This window comes from Brevibacillus sp. NRRL NRS-603, assembly GCF_003013445.1.
Lineage (GTDB): Bacteria > Bacillota > Bacilli > Brevibacillales > Brevibacillaceae > Brevibacillus > Brevibacillus formosus.
Genome location: NZ_PXZN01000047.1, coordinates 1 through 25,389 on the forward strand (window position 1 = coordinate 1; position 25,389 = coordinate 25,389).

The window sequence follows — 25,389 nt, forward strand, 5'->3', positions numbered from 1 at the left end:
CCCGCGAATCCCTTCGGAGCGGGCAGTCCCAGCCCCCAGCAGGACGGAGCCTGGAGCCTAGACTAGAAATATTCTTCTCTCCACATACAGCCACATGTCCACTTCTTCATAACAAAAAGCCCACCAGTTCCCGAGCAGGAAAAGGTGGGCTACATACGCATAGGTAACAATCAAGCGAAAAAGCGCTGTCTGCCGGCAACCGTATCCCTGCGCCGGCATGATCCGGATCAGGTGCAATGGGTCGATGGTCGATTGCTTCCATCCTCTCAGCCCCGCATGAAGGACTCCCCAAGTTGCTTGTTCATTATGATATTCCTCTGTAAGTATAGTCCTGTTTGCAACCATCTGACAAGCACGTCCGCTGGTTAATCCTCGTCCTTCACATCGTAGCTCTCGGGAATCGGCTCATGACGTGCGGCATCCTCGAACTCCCGGAGCTTGCGAATTTCCTCCAGATGATGATTGAATTGCTCTTTGTTGATGATGTACTCATTGCCATCATGGACAGCACGGATGCGTCCCTGCTTGATTTTTTCCATAATAAACGTCTCGGGAAGCTCCAAATAGGCGGCTGTCTCCTCAACGGTCAAATACGTCTTATTCTCGCGCAATCTAGCCTCCAATTCCGCTTTCTGCCGCTCGTAGCCCGGCTTGCCCAGCAAGGCAAACATATTGGCCTTGTATGCCTCCACCCCTGGCTGATCAAACGGATTGACGCCTAGCAAATAGCCGCTGATTCCGCATGCCTTTTCAAAAAAGTAAATCAGTCCGCCGAGATAGTAAGCTGTCGCCTCCGGTATTTCCACAAGCAGATTCGGTACGCCGCCGTCCACATGGGCCAGCACCGTTCCCTCGAAAGCCTTTTTATTGACATACCCCATTCGTTTGCCAGTCAAAAAATTCAATCCATCGACGTCAGCGGGGTCCTCCTGAACAGTCAAATCCACAGCGGGCTTCCTCACATACAGAACGGTCTCGAATAAATGCCTCATGCCGTCCTGTATGTATTGGCCCAACGAATGCAGGTCCGTTGAAAACTCAGCAGAAGCCGGAAAAATTCCTTTGCCGTCCTTGCCCTCCGATTCCCCGAAGAGCTGCTTCCACCACTCTGCAAAATAGCGAAACTGCGGTTCATAGCTGACCAACAGCTCCACTGTCTTGCCTTTTCGATAGAGTGCATTGCGAATCGCCGCATATTGATAGCACGGATTGTCGCTTAAATCCATGACCATGTAGCGTTCGCGTGCATCCCTGGCCCCTTGCATGAGAGCATCCATGTTCGCCCCGCTTACAGCGATCGGCAACAATCCAACCGCGGTCAGGACTGAATATCGCCCACCGATATCATCTGGGATGACAAAGCACTCATAGCCCTCGTCATCCGCCAGCTTTTTCAGGGCTCCCCGCTGTTTATCAGTCGTAATGTAAATTCGTTTTTTGGCCTTTTCACGTCCGTATTTCTTTTCCAGCCATTCCCGAAAAAGTCGAAACGCGATAGCGGGCTCAGTCGTCGTGCCCGATTTTGAGATGACGTTGACGGACACATTTTTTCCTTCTAATACGTCCATCAGATGAGAGATATAAATCGGACTAATATTGTTGCCCACAAAATAAATCTCTGGAGAACGCCGCTTGGACTTCGGCAGCAAATTGTAGAAGCTGTGGCCCAAAATGTCAAGCACCGCTTTTGCCCCTAGATATGAGCCTCCGATGCCAATCACCAGAAGCACATCCGAATCCGATCGAATCCGTACTGAAGCTTGGCGAATTCGCTCATACTCGTCCCGGTCGTATTGTTCCGGCCAATCGACCCAACCAAGATAATCCTTACCGGGTCCAGTCCTTGAATGAAGCATTTGATGCGCAATTTCGATCGCTGGAGAAAGCTGCTCCCACTCATGCTGTTTGACAAAGGCTCGAGCGTTGGCGTAATCAAAACGAATCGTTTTGTTCATAGCTCCCCTCCGAGGAACGTCATCTCATCTTTATCTATGATATCACGGCAATTGGCGGCAAAGAACTTCCCGATGAAACGTATCAAAATGCGTTTAATTATGTCCAAAATGTGAACACTCGGCATTTCATGTTACCTTTTTCCAGCACTTCCGTAAAAACCTTTCGAGCAATGAAATAATATGGTTCTTACCAAAGCAAGGAGAATGAACATGAAAAAACGATGGTGGATCATCGGTTCCGTCGTAGTCCTCCTGGGCATCGGGGGCGTTGCGTTTTCCATGATGGGATCGCAACAAGCTATGGGAATGCCTGTCAGCATCGGCGCACCAACGAAATCAGCTTTGGAAAGCAAGGTTTTGACATCAGGGGTCGTCACCGTAGAGGACAAGCTCAAACAGTACGCCAATGTCACCGGAACCTTACGTGAGTTTGTCGTCAAGGAAGGCGACAAGGTGAAAAAGGGACAAGTGATCGCGAAAATTGACACGTCAGATGTCGATAGCAGAATTCTCGAGCTGGAAGCGCAAATGGAATTGGCCAAAGCCAACCTCGCCAAGGCACAAATCGGCAACGAGCCGGAAGAAGTCGCGCAGGACCAAGAACGTGTCTCCCAAGCCCAGCGTGAATACGATGCGGCAAAGCGGGAATATGATCGGATGAATCAATTATTCACTTCTGGCGCTTCTACCCAGCAAGAGCTGGACAAGTTGAAATCACAAATGGACAGTGCCCTATCTACGCTGAATGTTGCCAAGCAACAGCTCGCGCTCAAGCAAAAGGGGCCACGCAAGGAAGACATTGCCGCTCAGCAAGCCCAAATCAACAAGCTGAATGTAGAAAAAGCACAGCTGAATAAAGAAAGAGTCCAAAGTGTCGTCGTAGCACCGATGGATGGAACCGTCATTGGCGTTGCAGCTGATAACGGTCAATACGTCAACAAGGGAACAGAAATCTTGACCCTTGCCAATCTGAACAATCTGTTGGTTGAAGCAGATATCAACGAATCCGATGTCAACAAGCTCAAAATCGGTCAATCTGCCACGATTGAAGGCGTGACACTTGGAAAGAAAAAGCTGAATGCGGAAGTAGCTCGCATCTCTCCAACCGCGACGACTACAGCCACCAAGTCAGGGCAAGGTGATAAAACACGCGTCAAAGTCACCCTCAAGCCATCTGGCGATCTATCTGCTTTGAAGCCTGGCTTCCATGTGGACATCAACATCTCCGTCGAAAAAATCGATAATGCCTTGCAAGTGCCAATCGAAGCTGTACAGCAAGATGCTGACGGCAGCACCTTTGTCTGGGTAGCTGCTGATGGTGTGGCGAAAAAGCAGAAGGTCGAAACCGGCATGGAAAATGAGTTGTTCACTCACGTCAAGTCCGGACTTAACGGTGATGAGCAAGTGATTCTAGGCCCTGTCGAATCCCTGACTGAAGGAGCACCTGTCATGCCGATGAGTGGCGGCGGCGCAGCAATGGGCATGTAACACGTAAAGAAGGAGGTCAGCCGACGATGCTTCATGTAGAAGGCTTGACGAAAGCATACAAGACGGGTGATACCGTACTGCCCATCTTAAAAGGTGTCTCCCTGCTGGTGGAACAAGGCGAATTCGTTGCCATCATGGGGCCATCAGGATCAGGGAAATCGACGTTTATGAACATGCTGGGCTGTCTGGATCGTCCAGATTCGGGTTCGTACATGCTAGATGGCATTGAGGTCAGCAGCCTAAAGGATACCGAGCTCGCCGTTGTTCGCAACCAAAAGATCGGCTTTGTGTTCCAATCGTTTAATCTGCTCGCCCGCTCTACCTCCTTGCACAATGTAGAGCTGCCGATGATGTACGCAAATGTCAGTCGCTCAGAACGGCGCAAACGGGCTACAGAAGCACTCAAGCGTGTGGGACTGGCTGAACGCATGGATCATAAGCCGACCCAACTGTCCGGTGGTCAAAAACAGCGTGTGGCGATTGCCAGAGCACTGGTCAATAAGCCAGCCATCCTGCTGGCAGACGAACCGACGGGAAATCTGGACAGCCGCTCCGGGGTCGAAATCATGGCCATGTTTCAGGAGCTGCATGCGCAGGGCGTTACGATCATTCTCGTTACACACGAATTGGATATCGCCCAGCACGCAGAGCGGATTGTGACTTTCAAGGATGGCGTGATCATTCGCGATGAAAAGGTTACGGAGCGAATATTCTCCAAGCCATCTGACGAGGTGATTGTCACATGAATTTTATGGAAAGCTTTAACACCGCCGTGGAGGGTATTTGGGCGAACAAAATGCGCTCAATCTTGACCATGCTCGGGATCATCATCGGGATTACCTCCGTCATTGTCGTCACGGCACTCGGTGAAGGTGGACAGAAAGCCATCAATGAAGAGATGGAAAAGTTCGGGCAAAACACGTTTAGCGTATTCATCAATTGGGAGACAAAAGAAGAGATAGCCTCAGAAGATATGACTGTGGAAGATACAGAGGTGCTCGGCAGGATTAGTCCTGCCATCGAATACATCGTGCCTTCCAACTCCAGTACGATTGATTTGAAGGGACCGAAAAAGGAAGAACGCGTCAACCTCACTGCCTCCACTGCTGATTATTTTTCGATGCAATCAACCTTGAAGGTGGCAAAAGGGCGACTTTTCAACGAGGTAGATGATAAAGAGCAACGTGCGGTCATCGTTCTAGAGGAAGCTCTTGCTCAAAAGCTGTTCGGTCAAATGAGCCCGATTGGTCAGCGTGTTCGCTGGGGAAATCAATCTCTCGTCGTAATCGGGACGTACACGGAAGAGAAGTTCAAGTTTGACATGGCAACAAGCTACGGAGCGATTATTCCCATCCGTTACGAATTGAGCCTGCAGGAAGAGCCTTCAGTCCAAATGATCATGGGAAAAGCGATCGACAAAGCCTCTGTCGACCCAGCCATGCAGCAGGTCAAACAGTATTTGAGCCGCAAGCATCAAAAGGAAGACCATTACAGAGTTCGCAGCATGCAAGAATCGATGGATCAGTTTAATCAAATGACGGGCACCTTGACGCTGATCTTCAGTATCATCGCTGGTATCTCCCTTGTGGTTGGGGGCGTCGGCGTTATGAACATTATGCTCGTATCCGTGACAGAGCGTACGCGCGAGATCGGGATTCGCAAAGCATTAGGGGCACGCCGACGAGATATTTTGATTCAGTTTTTGATTGAGTCGGTCATCGTCTGCTTGATCGGTGGATTAATCGGGGTGTTGTTCGGCCTTGGTATCGCTTCGATCATCGCCTATTTTGCACAGTTGCCGCCGCTAATGTCCTGGAACAGCGTATTTATCGCATTTGGCTTCTCCAGTGCCATCGGTATTTTCTTCGGCCTCTACCCGGCCAACAAGGCAGCCAAGCTCGATCCAATCGAAGCACTGCGCTACGAATAATGGAGTACCCTTTTTGAAAAAACAAGCACCTGTAGGCTCTCTGGCTACAGGTGCTTGTTTATGTTGGCAACGTATCTGTTACCAGCTTCAAAAGAAAAAAAAGCGCAATCCCCACGCTCGCGACTGTCCACCAGAGCGGCTTGCTGTCTGCCTTTTCTGCCTTGTAGATCCCGATTAACTTCCAGGTACCCACCGCCACGCACAAGAGGCTAAACAGGAGCAGGATTGTCCCCATGACCTCCCTCCCCTCACTCCTAGCTATATGGGAATTAGAGAGAAAAAATCACTTCTTCGGGTCCTTTTTGCCCAATCGGCCGAGGACCATCCGGCCCCGCTCCTTGATCGACTCGTCCTTAATATCTTGTTGCCGCTTCTTCATCAAACCGTTTTTGGAAGTATCCGGTCGGTCCGTTTGCCGTCCATCCCGCATTAGCTGTACTTGCCTCCGCCTTTTTTCTCGTAATCGTCCAAAAGCTCAGTAAAGCTCTTGTTTCGCTCGCGTTCTTCCTGCTCCCGGCGCATTTGTTCGGCTGCTGCCTTCGCTTTGCGCTCGCCTTCTGTCTTCATTTCTTTTTCAAGCTGCTTCAGTGCCCCGAGCGCATCTGCATTCAGCATATCCTTCAAACTGTTCAATCCGCTTTTCGCGTCTGTCATAGTCGTTGTCTCTGCTTGACGCTGTGTTTTTCGTTGTTTTTTCGCCATTTGAATTGCCACCCTTTCCCTATCCTCATTCTGTCCTCATTCTCTGGCCCCATCCGGGTCATACTATCTTCATCTTTCACAAAGAGGAGGACATCACATGGTTCGCAACAAAGAAAAAGATTTTGGAAAAACCGCTGAAATCCGAGGACCCAAAGCCCAATCCGAGGCTGTCCGCTCTGACGGCTCCATTAATAGTGAACCACAAGAAAGGCTAAAAGAAAACCGCTAACAAAAAAACCGCCGGGCAGCCATTATGCTCGGCGGTTATTACTCTTTCTAAAGTTTGATGAGTCTAGGGGGCGTGTAATCTCATGAGAATGACAGTTCATTGAAGAGCTACGCGAAGAAATTATAGAGCAGGAGAGAACCATTCATGAGTATGCAATTGAAGGGAACGTTTCTTTGGTTGCGGACAAAATAAACAAAGAAGGGCTCAGAATAGGAAATCGAAAATACATCAGCAAGCAGTTAAGTCGTAGGCCCTCCGAATATCCCGATCAACGTCTTGATTAGGCTAAATCCCTTTGCTACCGGTTATGTTTAAACCAAACGAGCTACAAAGGCCCTTTTATACGTTTTTATTCTATGTGTAGGGTTGGGGCTAGTCATTGAAAAATCGAAATCGAAATTTACCCCATTAGAGCCGTTCAGATGATTGGTCACTCCATCAAAAAAGAACCCGAACCCGATCACGCTCTAATTTATAACAAGAGCCCCAACTAAAAAGTTGAGGCCAATCAAATAAGCCACTTTTTCCTACGCTAAGAAACTTTTGCGTCACTTTTTTCACTGATTACGAAGGCAATAATGCCGATTCACACCGTTATGCTCCCACAAAAACTGTCGCAAAAGGCGTATTTTACGGCACTTTTCCCCTTAACGTGGGTTCTGGTTACTTTGCTGGCGGTACCCCATTTACTAGCCTATTGACGCTCATAATGATTTGGCCGGTTCGAAGGAGATTCGATCCTTACAGCTCACGAGGTCTCCTTTTTCCACTTATTTTCAACATAGGTTAGAAAAGCTTGCATTCCTTTAAGCCAAAGAGCCAAAAAGGGTGTCGTAACTGGCAGTACTATCAGGGCATATAGGGGGGCTAATTTAAAATAGTCATGCATGATATCATTCGCTGTAATCTCTGGTGACGGGGTCATTACACGCTCAAAGCCATACTCTAAAATAAGCATCAGCGTAGCACCAACTGACCCCATGAAAAGGGGGATTATAAAACCTAGAAAAGCACATAAAACCCAATATCCCCATAGGCGAATGTTCCTGAATGCCTGGAAGTAACCTGAAATACCAGAAATAACAGAGACAGGAAATAGGGATGTCGCAAAAAACCATACCCATCCCCCAAACGATGCTCCCCCAACCGACATGCCGCCAGCTGCGAAATCTCCGAGAAAAGAAATGATAAAACTCAAAAAAAACATAGTCACCAAACCGTAAATAAGACCTACTAACATAGAGCGCAGTTTAATACAAATGGTCGCTCCCTCCCCAAGTGAATTCCCAAGCAGAAGCTGATGCTCTATCAAACTTTTTAAATCTAGGTTATACTTCACCAATTTCTCAGTCTAAGGCAAATACTTTTTTTGCTGATGATACTGCAAAAGCTGTAACGGCAGTAAATAAATTAAAACTTCCTACAGGTTGTCAATTTACACAATCTCAGTTTGATGCACTTGTTTCGCTCACTTATAATGGAGATCCTGGGGTGCTAGAAACCCACAGATGTAGTAGCTATGCTTAAATATGCGTTGATATATCATTTAATTGGCCCAATTACATCAGCTCAAAGTGATACTTGTTCAAAATTAGTCAGCAAAGCATTTTCATATGATAGGAATTTACAAAAAAGAAGAAATGAAGAAGCAACTTTATTTTGTAAAGACATGAAGTATACTCACAAATATCCCAGCTACGCTGGTATTACCCCAAGTTGTAGACTGAACATGGTACTCAGCGGTAACAACAGGACCTAAATGTTCTGGAAGCCTTATCTGATAAGGTGTCCCAGTCTAAAACTTTTTTTGAGTCTAGTACTTTATTTTCAAAGGACACTTACATTATCACTCTTAATTGGTATATAATGGATTTGAATGTAACCAAAAAGGGATTTTTTGTAAGGAAAAGGATTTACTCTCTATTTTTCTCTGTTTGCTTATTGTTAGTCTTTAATATCCCTCTTACTGCTTCCGCAGAAAGTAATGAAAAAGCTTCGCCTGTACCTAGGGTTGTCGAACTATTAAAAAGAGCCAATATTGAATTTCAAATTGTAAATGGAAATTTAAAACGAGAGAATACCTCACCCGAATCTATAGCTAGGTCCAATAAGTTACTTGCTTCAGAGTTCAACTCTATTGCTAAAGCCGCTGTTTCTTATCCAACTCCCTATGTGCATATGAAATTGAATGATTATACTGCTTCAGACAGATTTAAAACAGCAACTAAAATTGCTTTGGCTTCAGCTACCGTTGAATGGGCAAAAAATAAAGGCTTACCTGATCCACGTAAAATTGGAGTAGCTGCTGCTGGCGGATTTGGTATTTATTATTTTTTAGCGCCTATTAATCCAGAACATTTGTATTTTTATATCAAATATTCCTATAGAGAACTAGGTCCAGGTAAATTTGATATGAATGGGAACTTTATAGGAGATTATGAGATTAAAAAAGAAATAAGAGTAACTAAAAACTCCGAATATTCAGGGGGAAATGTTGAAACAGATATAAGAAAATCTACAGTAATAGATGCTTGGTTTTAAGGAAGGATTTACAAATGCTTGGATATTTTATTACTTTTATAGCTAATTTTGTTATAGCTTGTTTTTTTATGATGGATCTGGTGTTACAAAACCTCTAATTCATTCCATCATTATCGTGATTTTGATTTTTATAGTTGACTTAATATCAAAGAATAAAAAAACAATCAAAAAAGCTCTTAGAAAATTGATCTGCCCCCTGTCATGTAGACTGTGGAAAAACAAAAAGTCTGACACTAACTAATCACTTTAGTTGGTGTTCTTTTTTATTCTTTGTACTTTTGGTTTTGAAAAGGACACACCTGTAGAAGATGTCCTGGTAATCGACACAGTAAACAATTAAGCCAACATTTTGACGTTAACTTAACTAGTAAGAATGCTGGTGCTCTCCCGAGAATGACTGTGGAAATCCAACCAGTTGTTGAAGAGAAACAATTGCTTTCGTCTGGAAATATAGGCGCAGGGTTGCCGGATTACCTCGGCAACTTCACCTTGAACGAATTAATGCTATGTTGGGTCCAGCAATGACTAAGCCTACAAAGAAGAAATTGCGTGCAACGGTTTTGAGGATGCTGGAGGAAGGAAAATCGCAAGAAGAAGTCGCACATATTCTCGATATGTCTCGGTCTTATGTTTCGAATATTTCATTATGTTGTAACAGATGAAGATGAGTGTTTGCCCCTCACTGGCTGGCTGCGTTACTGTATACAAAAAGCCGATTGCATAAGCAATCGGCTGAAGGAAACTTTGCGCGTGTCGTGAAGACTAAAAACTCATAGGTGGTGATTGTACCATGACACAAGTGATTGTAGTTCTGATTATATTTACTTTTGTTGTCCTGATTGCCCGAATTGTTTTCCGATCAATCAAGGAGAAAAGACTTCCAAATCCGCCTAACTATACCCCTTACGATGATGTAATGTCTGGAAAAGTTCGCTCGGATGAAACCCGTGAAGCAAATAAGGAAAACTAGACAGGTCTCACAACTTTCGCTTCGTTTCTCTTAGCCTGACCCTCAATGCCTTCTAAAACCTCACTACGGAGCCTGCTGATCGTGTCTTGCTTTATGTATCCTTTAACGACATAGTCAGTCCAATATTCCTCTTCAGAGATTCCCAGACCTTGAATCAAACCATCAATTGCCTTTTGGATTTCTTCGGGTTGGCTATTCATAGAAAAACCGAAATTACCCCATTAGAGCTTTCAGATGATTGGCAACTCCAACCAAAAACCGAAGTTTTACATAAAACCTAATATCGGGACCAAAATATAACATAATTGGACGAAGTAATTTAAAAAATAAGGTGCAACATATTACAGAAAAATGATTCTAATACATAAAGCGAGCATCTCGTGAGGGAGGATTTTTATGCCAATGTGGGCGTTCTTATTAACCATTGTTGGTGGCTTGATCGTATTTGGTGTAATTTATGACCAGATTAACAAAAGAAAAATGAGAAAGACTTCCAAGAACTTGAGCAGCTCCCAAATGGTGTACACAGAGAATTATCTAAACGAAGTACGTAATGATATTAGCGGACCACAATAAAAAACGCAGCCCACTCTCCCTTGAGAGGCTGGCTGGGCAACCGCCAAGGACGTCATTGCATGTTTTGGGGAATATTATTAGCTTTTATTGTACCAGTGCTTGTTCTTGGATATGTGGCTGATAGACAACATAAAAAGAAAGTACACTTAAATGAAATTAATTATGCCGGAAAAGAAAATATAACCCATACATTCGAGGCAGAAGCTATAAGTAGAACTTTCATGGATAGACCATAAAAAGGGTAACACGGCTAGGTCTCATTTGGGCTGGGCACAAGCTCCCCTCCGAAACCGAATAAGGGGTCAGTGACTGATGCATGCTATGGGATAAAAGGAGGTCCAGATGATGGATAACGAGAAGCAACAGAACGACAAGACGAAGGATATTTCCCTCGATGGGACGCTGCCACATCAAATCAGTGCTCCTGACTTCAAGAACTCGTCCCGTACGATTCAAAAGCCATTCGTCAATGAGTTCGGAGTCGTCATCGGTGACAGCTTGTACGAGTCCAAGGAATCTCCCTTACACAACTGGAGTACAGAAACTGATCCCTCCGTCATGGCAGGAGACCGGTGGGTACATCCGACCAATGACATTGGCTGGAACTCGATAGAAAACCGTGAGCTCCTTGAGGATCAAGAAGAACCAGACAGAGCGCGGTTTATGCACCCTACCCTCGATGTGAGCAAAGGCAAAGACTAATGACAGCTTTTTCATGCAAGCCCGTTCGGCAGAGGCACTTCTGACCGGACGGGTGTTTTTGAATTGCGCTTGCACCTTCGTCCTCGGGACACTACTCTGACTTGTGTTACAATGGAAGACAAGTAGCAGAAAGGAGCTAGTCCATGAGTATCACACTTGCGATAGAACCAGCGTTTTCCCTTGCCTATCAACGTTATGCTGGCTTTGTACCGGGAGATACGCTTCGATTATATGTACGAACAAGCGGCCCCGGGACCGGTGGCATGTTTTATGCGATTGAAAAAGATGAGGCCCTCACCGATGATGCTGTATTTGAAGTAGAGGGATTGCGCTTTGTCATTCGCCCAACTGATTTCTGGTATTTCGACGGGGGACATCTGAGCTACAATCCGCTTTATGGCGAGTACGGCTTTCACTTCACCAACCCTCGTCTGGATGGCAACTAGAACAGAAACTTTTCTCTGCGTGATTCGTAAGAAGGAATATCTGCCTATATCTTCTGGGAGGAAAAACAATGAAAAAAAGCCGTTCAGTCCTTTTGGCGATCGGTGCTTTCTTACTTGCCAATTTAAAATGGATACTTGGCATACTGAAGTTTTCGAAATTCGGCACCACCATTATATCCATGGGGATTACCTTGTGGGCGTATGCCGCTTTTTACGGATGGAAATTCGCCGTGGCTCTCGTCTATCTGATCTTCGTCCATGAAATGGGCCATGTGATTGCCGCCAAACGAAAAGGAATCGCGACTTCACCCGCTGTGTTTATTCCTTTTGCCGGAGCCTTCATCGCCATGAAAGACATGCCGCGTGATGCAAAAACGGAGGCATACCTAGCCTACGGCGGACCCTTGGCGGGGATGATTGCTTTCTTGCCTGCCCTCCCGCTGTATTGGTATACGCAGGACCCTTTCTGGGGGTTGGTTATCTACTTGGGCGCCATGCTCAATTTATTTAATCTGCTGCCCATCTCCCCGCTGGATGGCGGCCGCATCGTTTCGGTATTGTCGACGAAAATTTGGTTCATCGGGTTAGCCGGGCTTGGCGTTATGCTGTTCGCCAACCCAGGACCGATTACTGTGTTCATTTTCATCATCGGCTTGATTACGTGGTACAACCGCCTGCGTGGCAGCTATCAACAAAAGCTCCTGCAATACGAGCGCGAAAGGATTGCAGACTTCCAGCAAAGCATAGCCAAATGGCCCGCACTGGAATCGACATGGGATATTCGCATGCAAATGAATGCCGAGGTAAATGCGATCAATCAGGAAGATTTAAAGAAATTTTATATTCCGTTTTTGCAGGACAAAAAACGCCTTCAGCGCGACTTCAAGCGACTCGATAAAGTGTATGTGAACAGAAAATGGGAACTGTTCAGACTGTGGGAACGAGAGCCTGTTCTGTATTATGATTCGGACCCAAACCGACCGATCCCATCGGATGCGCTCCGTGATGGAGAACGTGCGGCGCAAGAGAGGTTAGCCGAACTGGATGAGCAAATGCACCAGCTCACAACGTACTACGATGCACCTGCCTCTACAAAGTGGAAAGTGTTAGCTGCCTATCTCGGTCTAGCTGCGGTTTTGTCAGTTTTTTTCGTCTACGCCCAACAAATACTGCACAGGTAAATCCTTGCACTTTGCGTTGCTTGACAAAAATGGATGCCCATCTGCGGCGTTCTCCGGGCGCAAAAACATGCGCTACGGTTATCTGAGAGTCGCTCTTCCCGACCAAAAGGGCGTAAAACGCCCTCTACGGTGGTATTTCGCTTTTGTGCGTTCCACCCAATCAGAGTAAAATAGAAAATAGTACTTTCATAAAATTCCAGAGAGGATGACTTTTTACTTGGACACCGTCCCGATAGTGCTCAACCTACTGCTTGTTATATTTCTTGTTTTTCTCAACGGCTTTTTCGTAGCCGCAGAGTTCTCACTCGTGAAGGTGCGGCAAACGCGCCTGACACAGATGGTGAATGAAGGTAACAGACGTGCAGTCTATGCCCAAAAAGTAACGCATAAGCTAGACGCTTACCTATCTGCCTGCCAGGTCGGGATCACTCTCGCCTCGCTGGGACTGGGTTGGGTCGGGGAACCGGCCATTGCCCATATGATTGTGGAGCCTTTGCTTGGATCTTCAGGATTGCCTGGTTATGCGATCTCCGCGATTTCTTTTGGTGTAGCCTTTGCGATTATTACGTTCCTCCACATTGTCTTGGGTGAGTTGGCTCCGAAATCATTGGCCATTCAAAAAGCAGAAATCACCTCGTTGTGGGTTGCCGCGCCATTGATGTTTTTCTATAAATTGCTTTACCCTGCCATCTGGTTCTTGAACGGAACCGCCAACGCTCTCATGAGACGACTCGGACTCGAAGCCATCTCGGAACATGAAGCGGCGCATACCGAAGAAGAAATTCGTCTTCTGGTCAATCAAAGTCACCAAAGTGGCCATATCGACCAAACCGAATTGGCTCTTGTGGAACAAGTTTTTGACTTCTCCGAAACCGTTGCTCGGGAAACGATGATCCCGCGCATTGATATGGTTTGCTTATATACAACGAATACCTTTGAAGAAAACCTGGAGATTATCCGCTCGCAGCGCCACACGCGTTTTCCGGTTGCAGCTGAGGACAAGGACAACATCATTGGTTTTGTCCATGCGACAGACTTCTACCTTTCTGCCTTGCAAGACGGAAGCGTAGAGCTGGATACGTTGGTCCGCCCTGTCCTAACCGTACCGGAAACCATGGAAATCAGCACGGTATTGCGCCTGATGCAGAAAAACCGTTCACAGCTCGCGATTGTCATCGACGAATACGGTGGAACAGCCGGTCTCGTGACGATGGAGGATATTCTGGAAGAAATCGTTGGGGATATCCAAGACGAGTTTGATGAGGAAAGACCAGAGATTGAAAAGCTGGACAATGGCCTCTCTGTATCCGGTATGCTCGTGTTGGCTGACCTGAATGACCATCTTCCGTTCGAACTCGAATCCGAAGATGTAGACACGATCGGTGGTTGGCTGTATAGCCAACTGGAAGAAGACATCGCTGTTGGTGCGACAGTAGAATGGGAAAACCACCTGTTCACCGTCAAGCAGATGGACCATCACCGTGTCACACGTGTTCTGATTACGCGTTTGGAAAAAGATGAATCGGAGCAACAAGAACTGTTGACCGTCTCCTAATCATCACACCCTTCACACAAACCCAAGCCCCACACCTGCTTACTTGCCTGGTGCGGGGCTTTTTCTATTTGTCTACGTGGTTCCCTGGTCCGTTAGTTGCTTCCAGTCGTCCACGCCGTTGTCCTCCAAAATCCCCATCGTCACATCGCTAATATCCGGATCAGTCAGCAAGCTGTCGCGAATACGGTATTTAATATCGTCCGCCACAGCAAGACTCAGTCCCGTCCGTAGCTCTACGTAGCTCTCCACATGGTAAAAACGCCCTTCCTGTACAATCCGCATCTGGTTGATGTCCGTCACATCCGGATCAGCAAGAATGACTTTGGCTACCCGATCCTCGATTTCTTTGGGAGCTGCAATACCAATCAAACCCACCATGTTGTCATACCCTACCTTGAATGCCACACCCACCATGAGAATCCCGATTAAAATGGTGGCAATCCCGTCCAGCAAGGCAAAGGAAGTAAACGTAGTGACGATAACGGCAATAAGTGCCAACAACGCGCCGAGCGTAGCTACGATGTCTTCGTAAAAGACAAGTCTGGTCGGGGGAGCCGCACGCCCTACATTCCGAAAAGCTGCTGGGATGACAGCAAAGCCCTTCGCTTCCACCCGAGCTTCATGAATGATTTCGAACATCACTTTTACAAGCACGTATCCATCCACAATGACCGCCAGAGACAAAATGATGAAATTCAACCAAAAATGGCTGGATTCTGCTGGCTCGGAAATGAGATGGAAGCCCTTGATAATCGTTTCGTAGGCCATGATGGTTACGACGATCACCGCGACCATGCAGAAAATGTTAATGACACGACCAAAGCCTGTAGGGAACCTCGGTGTCGGTTTTTTCTCTGCGAGTACGCTGCCAAAGAAAACGAAGAACTGGTTGACTGCATCGGCTACAGAATGCATCGCTGAAGCAAACATGGCTCCACTCCCACTAAAGACAGCCGCAAAGCCTTTTGCGATCGCAAGCCCTGTGTTTCCCAAGGCCGCTGTCGCCGAGGACGTATTTCCCTTTTTTAGCGTTGCCCAGAAAGAGCTCATGGTGTTGCCATTCCCTCCTTGAACGAGACGATTTTCTTTACTATTCCCTATTCGTAAGGAGTGTTCCTTATGAGAAATGGAACATATACACAAAGAAAAGACAGACATCCGAAGTGGAATATCTGCCTTTCCTTGATACCGCTACCTTATGCTACTAATTTCAATCCTGCTACTGCTATAATCACCACGACGATGCACAAGATCCGCAGCTTGTCTTTTGCTTCTCCATAGAACAACATTCCAACAAGAGCGCTGCCTACCGTACCAATCCCTGTCCAAACCGCATAGGCGGTTCCCATGGGGATTTCTCTCATGGCAAAGGATAAGAGGAAGAAGCTGAGGGAAAAGCCACCGATTAGAACCGCAAACGAGCGGAACGAAGGCTTTTGGTTGACTTGTGTAATCCCCATCACGCCAACGACCTCAAACAACCCTGCAAAAATTAAGGATAACCATGTCATGCCACTTCACCCTCCCTCTTCGGCTTCTCTTCATGATCTGGTGTGACCAGCTTCAACCCAAGGATTCCGCCCAGAAGAAGCGCGATCAAGCCCACTTTTACCCAGCTGAACGGTTCGCCAAACAAGACCATTTCACTAATAACGGTACCTGCCGTACCCAAACCGACGAAGATCGCATAAACCGTACTCGTCGGCAGCTTTTTCCCTGAATACACCAAAACACCAAAGCTGATAATAATCGCAATAATTGTCAACGCCCATGACCAAAAGCTGTCGGCATGCTTCAAGCCCGCTACCCACATGACTTCAAATACTGCTGCTACGACAACCATCAACCAATATTTCCCCATTTCTGGCTCCCTCCTCTTTCTTTTACGCTCATCGCAACGGACGTATCCGTTTTTATCGTTCCCCAAAATACATACTCATCCAAGATGGCTTAGGCTTTCCGAATGCAAAAAAAGCCTCGGGTGAATACCATCACAGATATTCTCCCGGGCTTTTATCCCTCCGTGTACACGACCGTAGTCGTGGGTTTTCTCTCGGTCCTGACCGGCCAGATGACTAACCGCGGAACCCTAGAAAACTCAGTACATATGCAGTTCTTTTCTTGGGGTAACTGTTATCATCATATCAAAACACGCCTCGATTGGCAATGAAGCTGCACACCTCGCTAAAAAAGCAAGAAGCCCAAGCTGATAATGCCGCCTGTCACGATCAGCATCATCAAGCAATAGCCCATGATATCCCTCGCACCCAATCCAGCAAGAGCTAGCACAGGTAATGCCCAGAATGGCTGAATCAAGTTCGTCCACGCATCCCCCCAAGCAATGGCCATCGCGACTTTTGCATGGGACACGCCCAGCTCAGTGGCAACAGGCAGCATGATTGGTCCCTGTACTGCCCATTGCCCTCCACCAGAAGGAATGAATATGTTCAATAAGCCTGCACTCCAAAACGTGAACAGCGGGAAGGTAGTAGGTGTCGAGATGCTGATAAACCATTGGGAGATACTCGCCGCCAGTCCTGAAGCCGTCATCATCCCAATGATCCCTGCATAAAACGGAAACTGCACGACGATCCCTGTCGTGGTTTTCACCGCTTCATTCATGGCATCCAAAAACTTGCGCGGTGTCCCATGAAGGAGTATGCCCAAAAACAAGAAACCCATGATGACGACATCCAAATTCAGCTTAAAGCCTTTATCAGCAAAATAGTAGATCAAATAAATAATTCCGAGTGCTGAGACAAGAACGGAGATCAATCGGCTGTTTTCCATTTTGGAAGCAGGAGTATTGTCGATTGTAGAATCAGAAGCAGCAGCCATTTCTTGTTGCTCTATCCCTTCTCCCTTGAATACAATCGTATCTTTTTCGGCAGGCATCATCAATCTGTTCACAATCGGGAGGACAATCATGATTGCGGCTACGATGGTCAAATTCATCGGTGAAAACATCGTTTCTGAGGTAGGAATGACACCGATGATGTTTTCCAGGCTATGCTTTTCCGTAGCGATCGTCAAAGGAACAGAGCCAGCAAGCCCTCCGTGCCAGACAACAAATCCGCCATATGCACTTGCGACGAGCAATCGATAGTCTACCTTTTCCACTTGATTGGCAAGAACGCGTGCCAATAGCGCACTGATGACAAGCCCAAATCCCCAATTGATCCAGTTCGCCACACAGGAAACGACTGTGACGAGTACAATCGCTTGACCTGGCGTCTTTGCCAGTGATCCCAAGGCATTCAAGCCACGCTTACAAATATTCGTACTGGCTAACGTATGACCCGTAATCAAGATCAAGACCATTTGCATCGTAAAGCTGAGCAGGCTCCAGAAGCCGCCTCCCCAGTAGTTGACCATTTCGATCGGCGTTTTGCCATTGACAACGATTCCGGCAAAAAACACGAGGAAGGTCAGAATAATTGCAAATAAAAAAGCGTCTGGCAAATAGCGTTGCACCATGCGGACCGAAGCATTCGTTATGGCTTGAAACACATTTTCATCCCCTTTTCAAAAAGCATTCGTGTACTTATGGCCTTTCGATATAGCAAGAGGGATGCCAAGCTGTTTTTTAAGGAAAATGAATGCGCTTTCAAAATAATTGCTCTGTTATGCTGACTACTTTTTGCACAGTATGACACTTGTTTGCGCACTTCGGGCGATTAGTCTCTTTCACCTATTGCCGAATCTAATCCGTACATTTGCAGCTTGTAGAGCAGTGCCCGCCTTGATATGCCCAGCCTTTTCGCTGTCTGTAGCTTGTTGCCGCGTTCTTTGCGCAAGGCATGGGAAATTGCTTCCTGCTCGACCTGGGCAATGATTTCCCGCATGGTTCGGTCTTCATAGCTGATTTTGCCAAGGCCTTGGGTCGATTCGTTCAGCTTGTTGTCCTGAAGGGGGGATAAGACATGCTCGTGACCGATAACTGCTCCTCTGGTTAAAACAACAGCCCGTTCAATCGTATTCTCGAGCTGGCGCACATTGCCTGGCCAGTGGTAGGCGATTAGCGCTTCCGTGGCAGCAGCGGACAAGCAGAGGTCATGCTTCCCTGCCTCTTTTCCATATTTGGCGAGAAAGTGACGGATAAGCAAAGGAATGTCCTCTTTTCGCTCCCGAAGTGGCGGCATGCGAATCGGAACGACATTGAGCCGGTAGTATAGGTCTTCACGGAAAAGCTCCTGGCGAATTCTTTCCTGCAAATCACGATTGGTAGCAGCAATCACACGGACATCAACCGATACAGCCTCGATGCCGCCTACCCGAATAAATACGCGATCCTGCAAAACCCGCAGCAGTTTTACCTGCAAAGAAAGGCTTAGTTCTCCTACTTCGTCAAGGAACAACGTACCTCCATTCGCAAGCTCCAGCAGTCCTTGCTTGCGATGAACGGCACCTGTAAATGCACCCCGTTCATATCCAAACAACTCGCTTTCCAGCAAATTTTCAGGAATCGCGCCGCAATTGACAGGAATGAGCGGTTTGTCCGCCCGAGGGCTATTGGAATGAATCGCTTTTGCAATGAGCTCCTTGCCTGTTCCGCTCTCCCCTTCAATCAAAACAGTGGCTTTAGACATTGCTACTTTTCCCACCAGCTTGTACACGTTTTGCATAGCCGGACTCAGGCCGATCAAGCTGGTTCCATTTGGATTCGCTTGCTCCTCCTGTAGGACTTTCCCGACTTCGCCTTGCTCAAGCGACTCTCCCTGTGTAAGTGCATGAGCAACGACTTGTTTGACCTGCCCCAAGTCAAATGGCTTTTGCACATAATCAAATGCTCCCAGCTTCATTGCCTCCATGACGTCACTGGCAGAACCATAGGCAGTCATCATTACGACCCTCGGGTGCCTTCCCTTTCTCTCGTTCAGGAGACGCAATGTATCCATGCCGTCTAAATGAGGCATACGCAGATCCAAAAGCATGACTTGCGGGCAAAAGCGTTCGACCTGCTCCAAAGCCTCTACTCCACTGCTAGCCTCCAAGAGCTCGTATCCCATTTTGCGCAGCGTAGTTGACAATGCCTTTCTCACATTTGCCTCATCGTCTACGATCAGCACTTTGCTCGTCATCACAATCCTCCTTTTGCCCGAATCGGCAGTACGACAGTGAAGCAAACGCCTTCGGGGGTATTTTGAGCAAAAATATGTCCGCCATACGCTTGTACAATCCGTTGGGAGATCGCCAGTCCCAGTCCCGTACCTGTTTGCTTCGTCGTGAAAAACGGTTCGAATATAGTCAGCAGATTTTCTTCCGCAATAGGCGGACCGTCATTCGTTACCTGGACATGCACATCATTATTTATGTTTTTGATTTCGATCTGAATACGACCTTCCATTGGCTTTGCTTGCAGTGCGTTGTGCAATATATTCAAAAACACCTGCTTTAACAACTCTGGTGAAGACATCACGGCAGGAATATCCTCATGACACACAAGTTGTACATTCACTCCGCTAAAGCCCTCGACATGTTCCATCAGCTTGAGCGTGTGCTGGATTACCTCTTGCACGCGCACAGGTACGTTCGACTCTTCATTGGGACGAGAAAATAACAAGAGCTCGTCAGTAAAACGGTTCAGACGCTCGACTTCCTCCACAATGATCCCTGTGTATTCCCGAGAAGCATGGTCTTTTGGCCATTCTTCCTCGATGATCTGGGCGAAGGCTTTGATAGCCGTCAACGGATTGCGTACCTCATGGGCAATGCTAGTCGCCCACTCACCTATAACCGCGAGCCGCTCGGCTTGAGCCAGCCTTGACTCCATCCTTCGCCATTGTGTACGATCCTCGAGCACAACGATCGCCCCCAGCACTTCATCTGCGTTATTTTTCCAAATAGAAGAGCTGACCTTTAGCCAGAGTATGCCCCTGTCCGGATGCTGATGGCGCCATATAGCATCCCGGATGGCTTGACCGTTTTGTAGCGTATCTAACAGGATATGAAGGAGAGCCTCACTCTCTGTAAAAACTTCCGTGTAATGCATCCCCTTTGCTCGACTGGACGTGAAGCCAATCATATGTATCGCTGCCTCATTCCATGCAATCAGGTGCCCGCTCTGATCCAAAGCGAGGACCCCGCTGTCCATGCTATTCATGATAGTCTCCGTTCGGCTACGGCTAGCCTGTAAATCACTCGCCAGATTGTTGATCGCACCTGTAATTTCTCCAGGCTCGCCGTCCATTCTCCTTAAACGAAAGGAAAGGTCTTGGCTAAGCCGCTTCAGTCCTGACTTGATCTCTGACAAAATCACTTCAAAGCGATGGACGAGCAAACCGCTGGCCGCTGCTGCGATCATACAGCCAATGCCCAAAATCGCATAAATGCTTTGTCGCATTCCCGCAAGTTGTATATCAATCGTAGACATGAGCTCATTCGCCCAAGCATAGCCGATCACTTGATCATTGCGAATGAGTGGAACCATGGCGTTCATAATGTTGCCGCGTACTTGTTCGCCGATTACTACATCAATCTGCCGCGTCTGCATGACATTGCGACCCGGATGGTTTTCGCTAATCGATTGTCCTATGTACAAGTTCATTTCATTGCTGGGTCCATACGTCACGATGGAATCGAGAGCTGCGGAATAATAGCCGACGCCAATTCCCGGGTGGGCTAGAGCGATCCGATCTGTAAGCGGTTGCATTTTCTCGTTTAATGCTTGGAGCTTGTGCTCTTTTTCCGCTTTTTCTAATCCAGCTTCCACGACGATTGTGTCAAAATCTTTTGACAGCGCAAAATCCAGCTGCTGCGTGATGGCGATCAGCTTTTGCTTCTTTTCCGCCAGTAAAGCCTGCTCTGCCGATTTTACCAATACGATTCCGGTAATGATAATCGGTAAAACGGTGACAACAATGACAGCCACGACAAAACGTATGCGGTACAGATATGTTTTCATTGCAAATGGCCTCCTTATGGTATTCTAACATACAGAAGCATCCACACAGGAAGAGAGGAACGTACATATGACCACCGTTTTGTTCGTTTGTCTGGGCAATATTTGCCGCTCGCCCATGGCCGAAGCTGTATTTCGCCATCTCGTAGAGGCGGAGGGATTGGCAGGGGAAATCTCCATCGATTCAGCGGGGCTCGGTGGCTGGCACGCAGGTGAACCTCCGCACAAAGGCACACAAAAGGTGTTGACCGAGAATGGGATTGCGTATGACACACTGCGTGCTCGCCAAATTGTCACACAGGACTTCTCGGAGTACGACTATATCGTCTGCATGGATGAAGAAAATTTGTCCGCGCTCAAGCAGATGGCGCCGTCAGGGAAAAAGGTGTACCGCCTGCTAGACTTTGCCGATTCTGCCCAGGAACAAAATGTGGAGGACCCTTATTATACCGGGCGATTCACCTATGTGTATGACCTGGTGAATGCGGGTTGCCGCGGGCTCTTGAACGAAATTAAAGCCAATATCGCCAAAAAGGGATAGCCCGTCATCAGGGCCATCCCTTTTTCTTATACTGCTACCGTTTCCTTCTCCTGCAATCTTGCCAGCCAGCTCATCGTACTGGCAATCAAGCGTTTGTAGCTGTCCGCCGAGGAAAAGGTATGGTCTCCTCCTACAACTACTTCTGTTTCGCAGCTCCCCCGTCTCCGCAGATGCAGCTCTCGCTCATAATGGAACATGGCATCCACCGCAATGACATCATCCCGATTGCCATGCAGGATTAACACATCGCCCTCAAACTGCTTGGCTTGACGCAACGGTAAAGCGGTACCCAGCGACTGAAAAAAGCGCTTTTCCAATCCGTAGCCCAAATGATCCGTTTTGCCGTATGAAACTGCTTCCTTGTATTCCTTTTCCCCCACGATCCGAACGATATCCTCGAAGGGGCGTGCTACTGGTGCCCATAGGATGAGCGAGTGTATTCGTTTATCCTGGCTCGCCGTCAACACACTGACCGCACCACCCAGACTATGCCCTAACAGGCAGACACGCTCCTTATCTACCTGTTCCAGCGTGAAAACATGGTCGAGAACATCACGTGTTTGCGCAAGCAGGACATCCAAACCACCTGCCCCATAATCCCCGTCGCTTTCCCCGCAGCCTCCGTAATCGAAGCGCAGTACGCCAAAACCGTGTGAAGCTAATTCTCTGGCAGCTTTTACAAACAAGCGGTTCACTCCAATCCGACTGCCGATAAAGCCATGGCAAATGACAACCAACGGGTATTTCACTCTGGTCTTGCCTGTTGTGCATGTAGGTTCATGCAAGGTAGCCGTTAACGAAATCGTGTCGCTAGGTATTTGCAAAATCCGTTCCAAAGAACTCACCTCTTTTATTTTAGTATTCCGAGTTGTTTACTTAGTTATTATGTTTATTATCTTCATTTTCATGAACGCTGTCAAGATGAACCGGAAAACTCAATGAAAAATCATCCCGCACGGTTTATGATGGAAGGGAGCGAGGCGCAACATAGGAATGCTTACTTTGCTAGAGCTGTTGCACCGAAGATAGATTGTGAGGAGAAAAACTATGTCCGATTTGCGGAAAGAAACCTTGGAAAAAATAAAAAACGGTGATTTCACCTGTTCCAAGGAGCTGACCTTGTCTATGTTCAGCGGAAAATGGAAAGTTGTGATCCTGTGGCATTTAGGAGTAGAAGGCCCGCATCGCTTCAGCGAGCTGCAACGGCTGTTTCCAAAAATCACACATAAAATGCTGACGAATCAGTTAAAAGAGCTAATCGAGGATGGGATTGTTCATCGGGAAGTATATCCGGAGGTTCCGCCTCGCGTGGAGTATTCCATGACGGAGCTGGGGATGACTCTGTTGCCCATTGTGGAAATGATGTATGAGTGGGGCGAAATGCGGATGGGGCAATTGAAGCTGGAATTGGGGGAGGCGTCCTCTGACTAGCTGCTGTGGTGGGGAGGAAACAGGAGAAAACGCTCAGCTTCTTGGAACACCTGCGCGGAAGCATGAGGTGCCGGCTCCGTGAAAAAAAGAGAAACCGCGTCCAAAGTCGATGATCCAGGAGGCTTCTCAGAGGTGGACGCTAAAGGCAGTTTCTCTTTTTTTCACTGCGCCTCGGTAGGTGTGTCCAAAGATCTTCGCTGTTTTCTCCTGTTTCCTCTGCGAGCTGTTGAGATTCTACCTGCAATTTTTAAGAAAAAACCTTTTGAATGCTACTTTCAAGATGTAGAAAAAAAGCAGCTTGGGAAGAAGCACATTTCCAGTCCTAGCGCCTCTGGAGCCCGACCTAGCTCCGAAATAAATGGCGGGGGTTTTCAGCTTTTATCACATACAAAAACGATATAACGTTTTCTGTTTTGAAGCGCTCCCGCCATTTATTTCGGAGCGGACAGTCTAACCCCTTGCGGGGCGTAGGCCGAAGCGTAGACTGGAAATGGGCTTCTTCCCCTCCACTACAGCTACTAAAACAAAAAAAGGATAGCCTCCTCGAGGAAGCTATCCTTTTTGTTATTACGGATTCACAGTATTTTTCGGAGGAGAAGCCAGATCACGCAGGATTGCTACCTCTACCCGTCTGTTTTTCGCTCTGCCTTCTGCCGATGTATTCGGCGCTACCGGATGGTATTCTCCCAAGCCTGTTGCGCTGAACTTCGTCGGGTCTAGGTTCTTGTTTTCCAGAAGCACCTTCAAGAAGTTAACGGAACGTTTGGCACTGAGATCCCAGTTGGATGGGAACTCTGCACGGCGAATTGGCACATTGTCCGTATGACCGGTTACGGTCACTTTTTTCGGGTGCGGCACCAGCATCCCTGCCATTTCGCTCGCAAGCTTTCTCGCTTCCGGTTTCAGATCAGCTTTACCGGAGTCAAACAATGCATTGTCCAAAATAGTGATCAGCAGTCCTTCTTCGGTGAGCTTAGTCTGTAGCTTGTCCTGCAGCTTGTTTTGCTGAATGTATCCGTCCAGCTTTGTCTGTAGCTTTTTCAAGTCCTCTGTCTCTTTGCGAACTGCTTCTTCCAGACGCTTTTCTTCTTCTGTCTTCTGTTTTTCTGCTTCCTGTGCGCCTTTGTGCAAGGTTTGCTGCTGAAGTTCCGGGTCTAGCGGCACCGGACTCGGGTAGTTCATGACACCCACACCGCCGTTCATAGCAACGCTGAACGACCGAACCATTTGGTCGAACTTCTTCGCATCCATCTCGCTAGAGGCGAACAACACGATAAACAAAGCAAGCAGAAGGGTAAGCAAGTCCGCGTATGGAATTAGCCAAGACTCGTCCATATGCTCTTCATGATGAGCATGTCTCTTTGGTCGCTTAGCCATTTACCGCAGCTCCTTCCTCCCTCTTCTCTTCCTTCATTTCTTCTTTCATTTCCGCACGCTCTTGGTACGGAATGTAAACCAGCAGCTTTTGCTCAATTGCGGTCGGGGATACACCTGCTTGAATGGAAAGCAATCCTTCGACCATGATTTTTTTGATTTCGATTTCTGCCTTTGATTTCCGTTTGAGCTTGGTCGCGAACGGGTGCCATAATACGTAACCCGTGAAAATACCGAGCAAGGTAGCTACGAACGCAGCCGCAATCGATACACCCAATGCATCAATGTCACTCAAGTTACCCAAGGCGGCAATCAGTCCGACAACCGCACCCAATACCCCAAGAGTCGGAGCGTAGCTTCCCGCTTGGCTAAAGACGAGTGCCCCTGCCTGATGGCGCTCTTCAATGGCGTGAATTTCTTCATTCAGAACATCGCGAACAAAATCCGGTTCCCCACCATCAATGATCATCTTCATGCCGTTACGCAGAAATGGATCTTCAATCTCATCAGAAGTGTTTTCCAGTGCAAGCAATCCTTCGCGGCGAGCGATGGAAGCCCAGTTCATAAACTGACCGATCAATTCTTTTTTTTCAGGGAGCTTTTCTTCTTTAAAAATTATCTTGAAAAGAGCAGGAATACGTTTGATTTCCGACATAGGAAATGCGTTAAAGATAGCAGCAACAGTACCTACCATGATGATCATAAATGCTGCTGGATTCAGTAATGCCGCCGGACTCGCATGCTTCAAGATCATCCCGACCACTACTGCGATAATACCTAAAACTATACCTATCAAGGTAGACTTTTCCATCGTGACACTCCCTACTTCCATAATCGAAATCTATCTATATATGGTTTCGGAATTTT

At 47.4% G+C, this 25,389-nt stretch carries 30 protein-coding genes, 1 pseudogene and 2 riboswitches; of the genes and pseudogenes, 16 read left to right on the plus strand and 15 right to left on the minus strand.

Translation table 11 applies throughout. The annotated features are described in order from the left end of the window. Positions 1-184 precede the first annotated feature (184 nt). A riboswitch (TPP riboswitch) is annotated at positions 185-301 on the minus strand. A 64-nt stretch (positions 302-365) separates the two neighbouring features. Together C7R94_RS31060 and C7R94_RS26090 are read right to left on the minus strand one after the other, a co-directional pair. Then, on the minus strand, positions 366-623 hold the full coding sequence (locus tag C7R94_RS31060) for an excisionase family DNA-binding protein (RefSeq protein WP_327935347.1): 258 nt from the start codon (positions 621-623) through the stop codon (positions 366-368). Then, positions 606-1,955: pseudogene (locus C7R94_RS26090) on the minus strand (glucose-6-phosphate isomerase); the annotation flags it as partial. The pseudogene C7R94_RS26090 and the gene C7R94_RS31060, both read right to left, overlap by 18 nt. Before the next feature lie 210 nt (positions 1,956-2,165). Here C7R94_RS26090 and C7R94_RS26095 point away from each other — a divergent pair. From C7R94_RS26095 to C7R94_RS26105, 3 genes are read left to right on the plus strand one after another with little or no spacing between them, the layout of a single operon-like run. Next, positions 2,166-3,443, plus strand: coding sequence for an efflux RND transporter periplasmic adaptor subunit (locus C7R94_RS26095; RefSeq protein ID WP_106785558.1), 1,278 nt, complete (start codon positions 2,166-2,168; stop codon positions 3,441-3,443). A 26-nt stretch (positions 3,444-3,469) separates the two neighbouring features. Then, the gene (locus C7R94_RS26100) at positions 3,470-4,189 is read left to right on the plus strand and encodes an ABC transporter ATP-binding protein (RefSeq protein ID WP_047073491.1); all 720 of its coding nucleotides are present in this window, start codon (positions 3,470-3,472) and stop codon (positions 4,187-4,189) included. Beyond that, on the plus strand, positions 4,186-5,373 hold the full coding sequence (locus C7R94_RS26105) for an ABC transporter permease (protein ID WP_106785559.1): 1,188 nt from the start codon (positions 4,186-4,188) through the stop codon (positions 5,371-5,373). The genes C7R94_RS26100 and C7R94_RS26105 overlap by 4 nt, the downstream gene beginning before the upstream one ends. A 58-nt stretch (positions 5,374-5,431) precedes the next feature. Here C7R94_RS26105 and C7R94_RS30435 read toward each other — a convergent pair whose 3' ends face one another. The 3 genes from C7R94_RS30435 to C7R94_RS26110 are packed head-to-tail and all read right to left on the minus strand — an operon-like array spanning position 5,432 to position 6,075. Next, positions 5,432-5,608 (minus strand): hypothetical protein, encoded by a 177-nt coding sequence (locus tag C7R94_RS30435; protein WP_007724726.1) that lies wholly within the window; start codon positions 5,606-5,608, stop codon positions 5,432-5,434. A gap of 48 nt (positions 5,609-5,656) precedes the next feature. After that, the gene (locus C7R94_RS30440; RefSeq protein ID WP_007724729.1) at positions 5,657-5,803 is read right to left on the minus strand and encodes a hypothetical protein; all 147 of its coding nucleotides are present in this window, start codon (positions 5,801-5,803) and stop codon (positions 5,657-5,659) included. Then, positions 5,803-6,075 (minus strand): DUF3886 domain-containing protein, encoded by a 273-nt coding sequence (locus C7R94_RS26110; protein WP_106785560.1) that lies wholly within the window; start codon positions 6,073-6,075, stop codon positions 5,803-5,805. Before C7R94_RS26110 ends, C7R94_RS30440 begins: the two co-directional genes overlap by 1 nt. A 97-nt stretch (positions 6,076-6,172) precedes the next feature. Here C7R94_RS26110 and sspK point away from each other — a divergent pair, with 97 nt between their 5' ends. Then, positions 6,173-6,304, plus strand: coding sequence for a small acid-soluble spore protein K (gene sspK / locus C7R94_RS26115; RefSeq protein ID WP_007724732.1), 132 nt, complete (start codon positions 6,173-6,175; stop codon positions 6,302-6,304). Positions 6,305-7,052: 748 nt separating this feature from the next. Here sspK and C7R94_RS26120 read toward each other — a convergent pair. Beyond that, entirely contained in the window at positions 7,053-7,643 is a 591-nt protein-coding gene (locus C7R94_RS26120) for a hypothetical protein (RefSeq protein WP_233220674.1), read from the minus strand. Between C7R94_RS26120 and C7R94_RS30760 the strand changes: the two genes are divergently transcribed. The 9 genes from C7R94_RS30760 (at position 7,583) to C7R94_RS26170 (ending at position 14,275) form a co-directional block, all read left to right on the plus strand. Then, positions 7,583-7,831 carry a glycoside hydrolase family protein gene (locus tag C7R94_RS30760; RefSeq protein WP_233220675.1) on the plus strand — a complete coding sequence of 83 codons (249 nt, stop codon included), beginning with the start codon at positions 7,583-7,585 and terminating at the stop codon, positions 7,829-7,831. The two genes, C7R94_RS26120 and C7R94_RS30760, sit on opposite strands and share 61 nt — an antisense overlap. A 345-nt stretch (positions 7,832-8,176) precedes the next feature. Then, a complete protein-coding gene (locus C7R94_RS26130) occupies positions 8,177-8,845 on the plus strand; it encodes a hypothetical protein (protein WP_233220676.1) in 669 nt (222 codons plus the stop codon). A 790-nt stretch (positions 8,846-9,635) separates the two neighbouring features. Further along, positions 9,636-9,815 carry a hypothetical protein gene (locus C7R94_RS26140; RefSeq protein WP_106785562.1) on the plus strand — a complete coding sequence of 60 codons (180 nt, stop codon included), beginning with the start codon at positions 9,636-9,638 and terminating at the stop codon, positions 9,813-9,815. A gap of 396 nt (positions 9,816-10,211) precedes the next feature. Then, positions 10,212-10,391: a hypothetical protein gene (locus C7R94_RS26150; protein WP_106785564.1), complete on the plus strand. Its 180-nt coding sequence runs from the start codon at positions 10,212-10,214 to the stop codon at positions 10,389-10,391. 59 nt (positions 10,392-10,450) lie between these two features. Then, on the plus strand, positions 10,451-10,627 hold the full coding sequence (locus tag C7R94_RS30120) for a hypothetical protein (protein ID WP_158264713.1): 177 nt from the start codon (positions 10,451-10,453) through the stop codon (positions 10,625-10,627). Positions 10,628-10,736: 109 nt separating this feature from the next. Further along, positions 10,737-11,093: a DUF3905 domain-containing protein gene (locus tag C7R94_RS26155; RefSeq protein ID WP_047073485.1), complete on the plus strand. Its 357-nt coding sequence runs from the start codon at positions 10,737-10,739 to the stop codon at positions 11,091-11,093. Between the two features lie 143 nt (positions 11,094-11,236). Further along, the gene (locus tag C7R94_RS26160; protein ID WP_007724750.1) at positions 11,237-11,539 is read left to right on the plus strand and encodes an iron-sulfur cluster biosynthesis family protein; all 303 of its coding nucleotides are present in this window, start codon (positions 11,237-11,239) and stop codon (positions 11,537-11,539) included. A 68-nt stretch (positions 11,540-11,607) separates the two neighbouring features. Continuing rightward, a complete protein-coding gene (locus C7R94_RS26165; RefSeq protein ID WP_106785565.1) occupies positions 11,608-12,720 on the plus strand; it encodes a site-2 protease family protein in 1,113 nt (370 codons plus the stop codon). 217 nt (positions 12,721-12,937) lie between these two features. Continuing rightward, a complete protein-coding gene (locus tag C7R94_RS26170; RefSeq protein WP_047073481.1) occupies positions 12,938-14,275 on the plus strand; it encodes a hemolysin family protein in 1,338 nt (445 codons plus the stop codon). Between the two features lie 72 nt (positions 14,276-14,347). Here the strand turns inward: C7R94_RS26170 and C7R94_RS26175 are convergent, their stop codons facing one another. The 6 genes from C7R94_RS26175 to atoS form a co-directional block, all read right to left on the minus strand. Then, positions 14,348-15,325, minus strand: coding sequence for a cation diffusion facilitator family transporter (locus C7R94_RS26175; protein WP_106785566.1), 978 nt, complete (start codon positions 15,323-15,325; stop codon positions 14,348-14,350). Between the two features lie 146 nt (positions 15,326-15,471). Then, positions 15,472-15,786, minus strand: a complete 315-nt coding sequence (locus C7R94_RS26180) for a DMT family transporter (protein WP_106785567.1) — start codon at positions 15,784-15,786, stop codon at positions 15,472-15,474. Continuing rightward, entirely contained in the window at positions 15,783-16,136 is a 354-nt protein-coding gene (locus tag C7R94_RS26185) for a DMT family transporter (protein WP_106785568.1), read from the minus strand. Before C7R94_RS26185 ends, C7R94_RS26180 begins: the two co-directional genes overlap by 4 nt. A gap of 139 nt (positions 16,137-16,275) precedes the next feature. Continuing rightward, a riboswitch (guanidine-I (ykkC/yxkD leader) is annotated at positions 16,276-16,379 on the minus strand. Between the two features lie 80 nt (positions 16,380-16,459). Beyond that, positions 16,460-17,785 carry a short-chain fatty acid transporter gene (locus C7R94_RS26190; protein WP_106785569.1) on the minus strand — a complete coding sequence of 442 codons (1,326 nt, stop codon included), beginning with the start codon at positions 17,783-17,785 and terminating at the stop codon, positions 16,460-16,462. 167 nt (positions 17,786-17,952) lie between these two features. Next, entirely contained in the window at positions 17,953-19,356 is a 1,404-nt protein-coding gene (locus C7R94_RS26195; RefSeq protein WP_106785570.1) for a sigma-54-dependent transcriptional regulator, read from the minus strand. Further along, on the minus strand, positions 19,356-21,179 hold the full coding sequence (gene atoS, locus C7R94_RS26200; RefSeq protein WP_106785571.1) for a two-component system sensor histidine kinase AtoS: 1,824 nt from the start codon (positions 21,177-21,179) through the stop codon (positions 19,356-19,358). Before atoS ends, C7R94_RS26195 begins: the two co-directional genes overlap by 1 nt. A gap of 67 nt (positions 21,180-21,246) precedes the next feature. Here atoS and C7R94_RS26205 point away from each other — a divergent pair, with 67 nt between their 5' ends. Then, entirely contained in the window at positions 21,247-21,717 is a 471-nt protein-coding gene (locus tag C7R94_RS26205) for a low molecular weight protein-tyrosine-phosphatase (protein WP_106785572.1), read from the plus strand. A 26-nt stretch (positions 21,718-21,743) separates the two neighbouring features. On the opposite strand, the gene C7R94_RS26210 is transcribed toward C7R94_RS26205, so the two are convergent. Next, on the minus strand, positions 21,744-22,562 hold the full coding sequence (locus C7R94_RS26210) for an alpha/beta hydrolase family protein (protein WP_083995200.1): 819 nt from the start codon (positions 22,560-22,562) through the stop codon (positions 21,744-21,746). A 202-nt stretch (positions 22,563-22,764) separates the two neighbouring features. Between C7R94_RS26210 and C7R94_RS26215 the strand changes: the two genes are divergently transcribed. Both C7R94_RS26215 and C7R94_RS26220 read left to right on the plus strand, forming a co-directional pair. Beyond that, positions 22,765-23,148, plus strand: a complete 384-nt coding sequence (locus C7R94_RS26215; RefSeq protein WP_106785573.1) for a winged helix-turn-helix transcriptional regulator — start codon at positions 22,765-22,767, stop codon at positions 23,146-23,148. Positions 23,149-23,226: 78 nt separating this feature from the next. Then, complete coding sequence (locus tag C7R94_RS26220) at positions 23,227-23,550, plus strand: hypothetical protein (RefSeq protein ID WP_106785574.1); 324 nt, start codon at positions 23,227-23,229, stop codon at positions 23,548-23,550. A gap of 165 nt (positions 23,551-23,715) precedes the next feature. Here the strand turns inward: C7R94_RS26220 and motB are convergent, their stop codons facing one another. Both motB and motA read right to left on the minus strand, forming a co-directional pair. Further along, positions 23,716-24,525, minus strand: coding sequence for a flagellar motor protein MotB (motB, locus tag C7R94_RS26225; protein ID WP_047073463.1), 810 nt, complete (start codon positions 24,523-24,525; stop codon positions 23,716-23,718). Further along, positions 24,518-25,333: a flagellar motor stator protein MotA gene (gene motA, locus C7R94_RS26230; protein ID WP_106785575.1), complete on the minus strand. Its 816-nt coding sequence runs from the start codon at positions 25,331-25,333 to the stop codon at positions 24,518-24,520. The genes motB and motA overlap by 8 nt, the downstream gene beginning before the upstream one ends. Between the last annotated feature and the right edge of the window lie 56 nt (positions 25,334-25,389).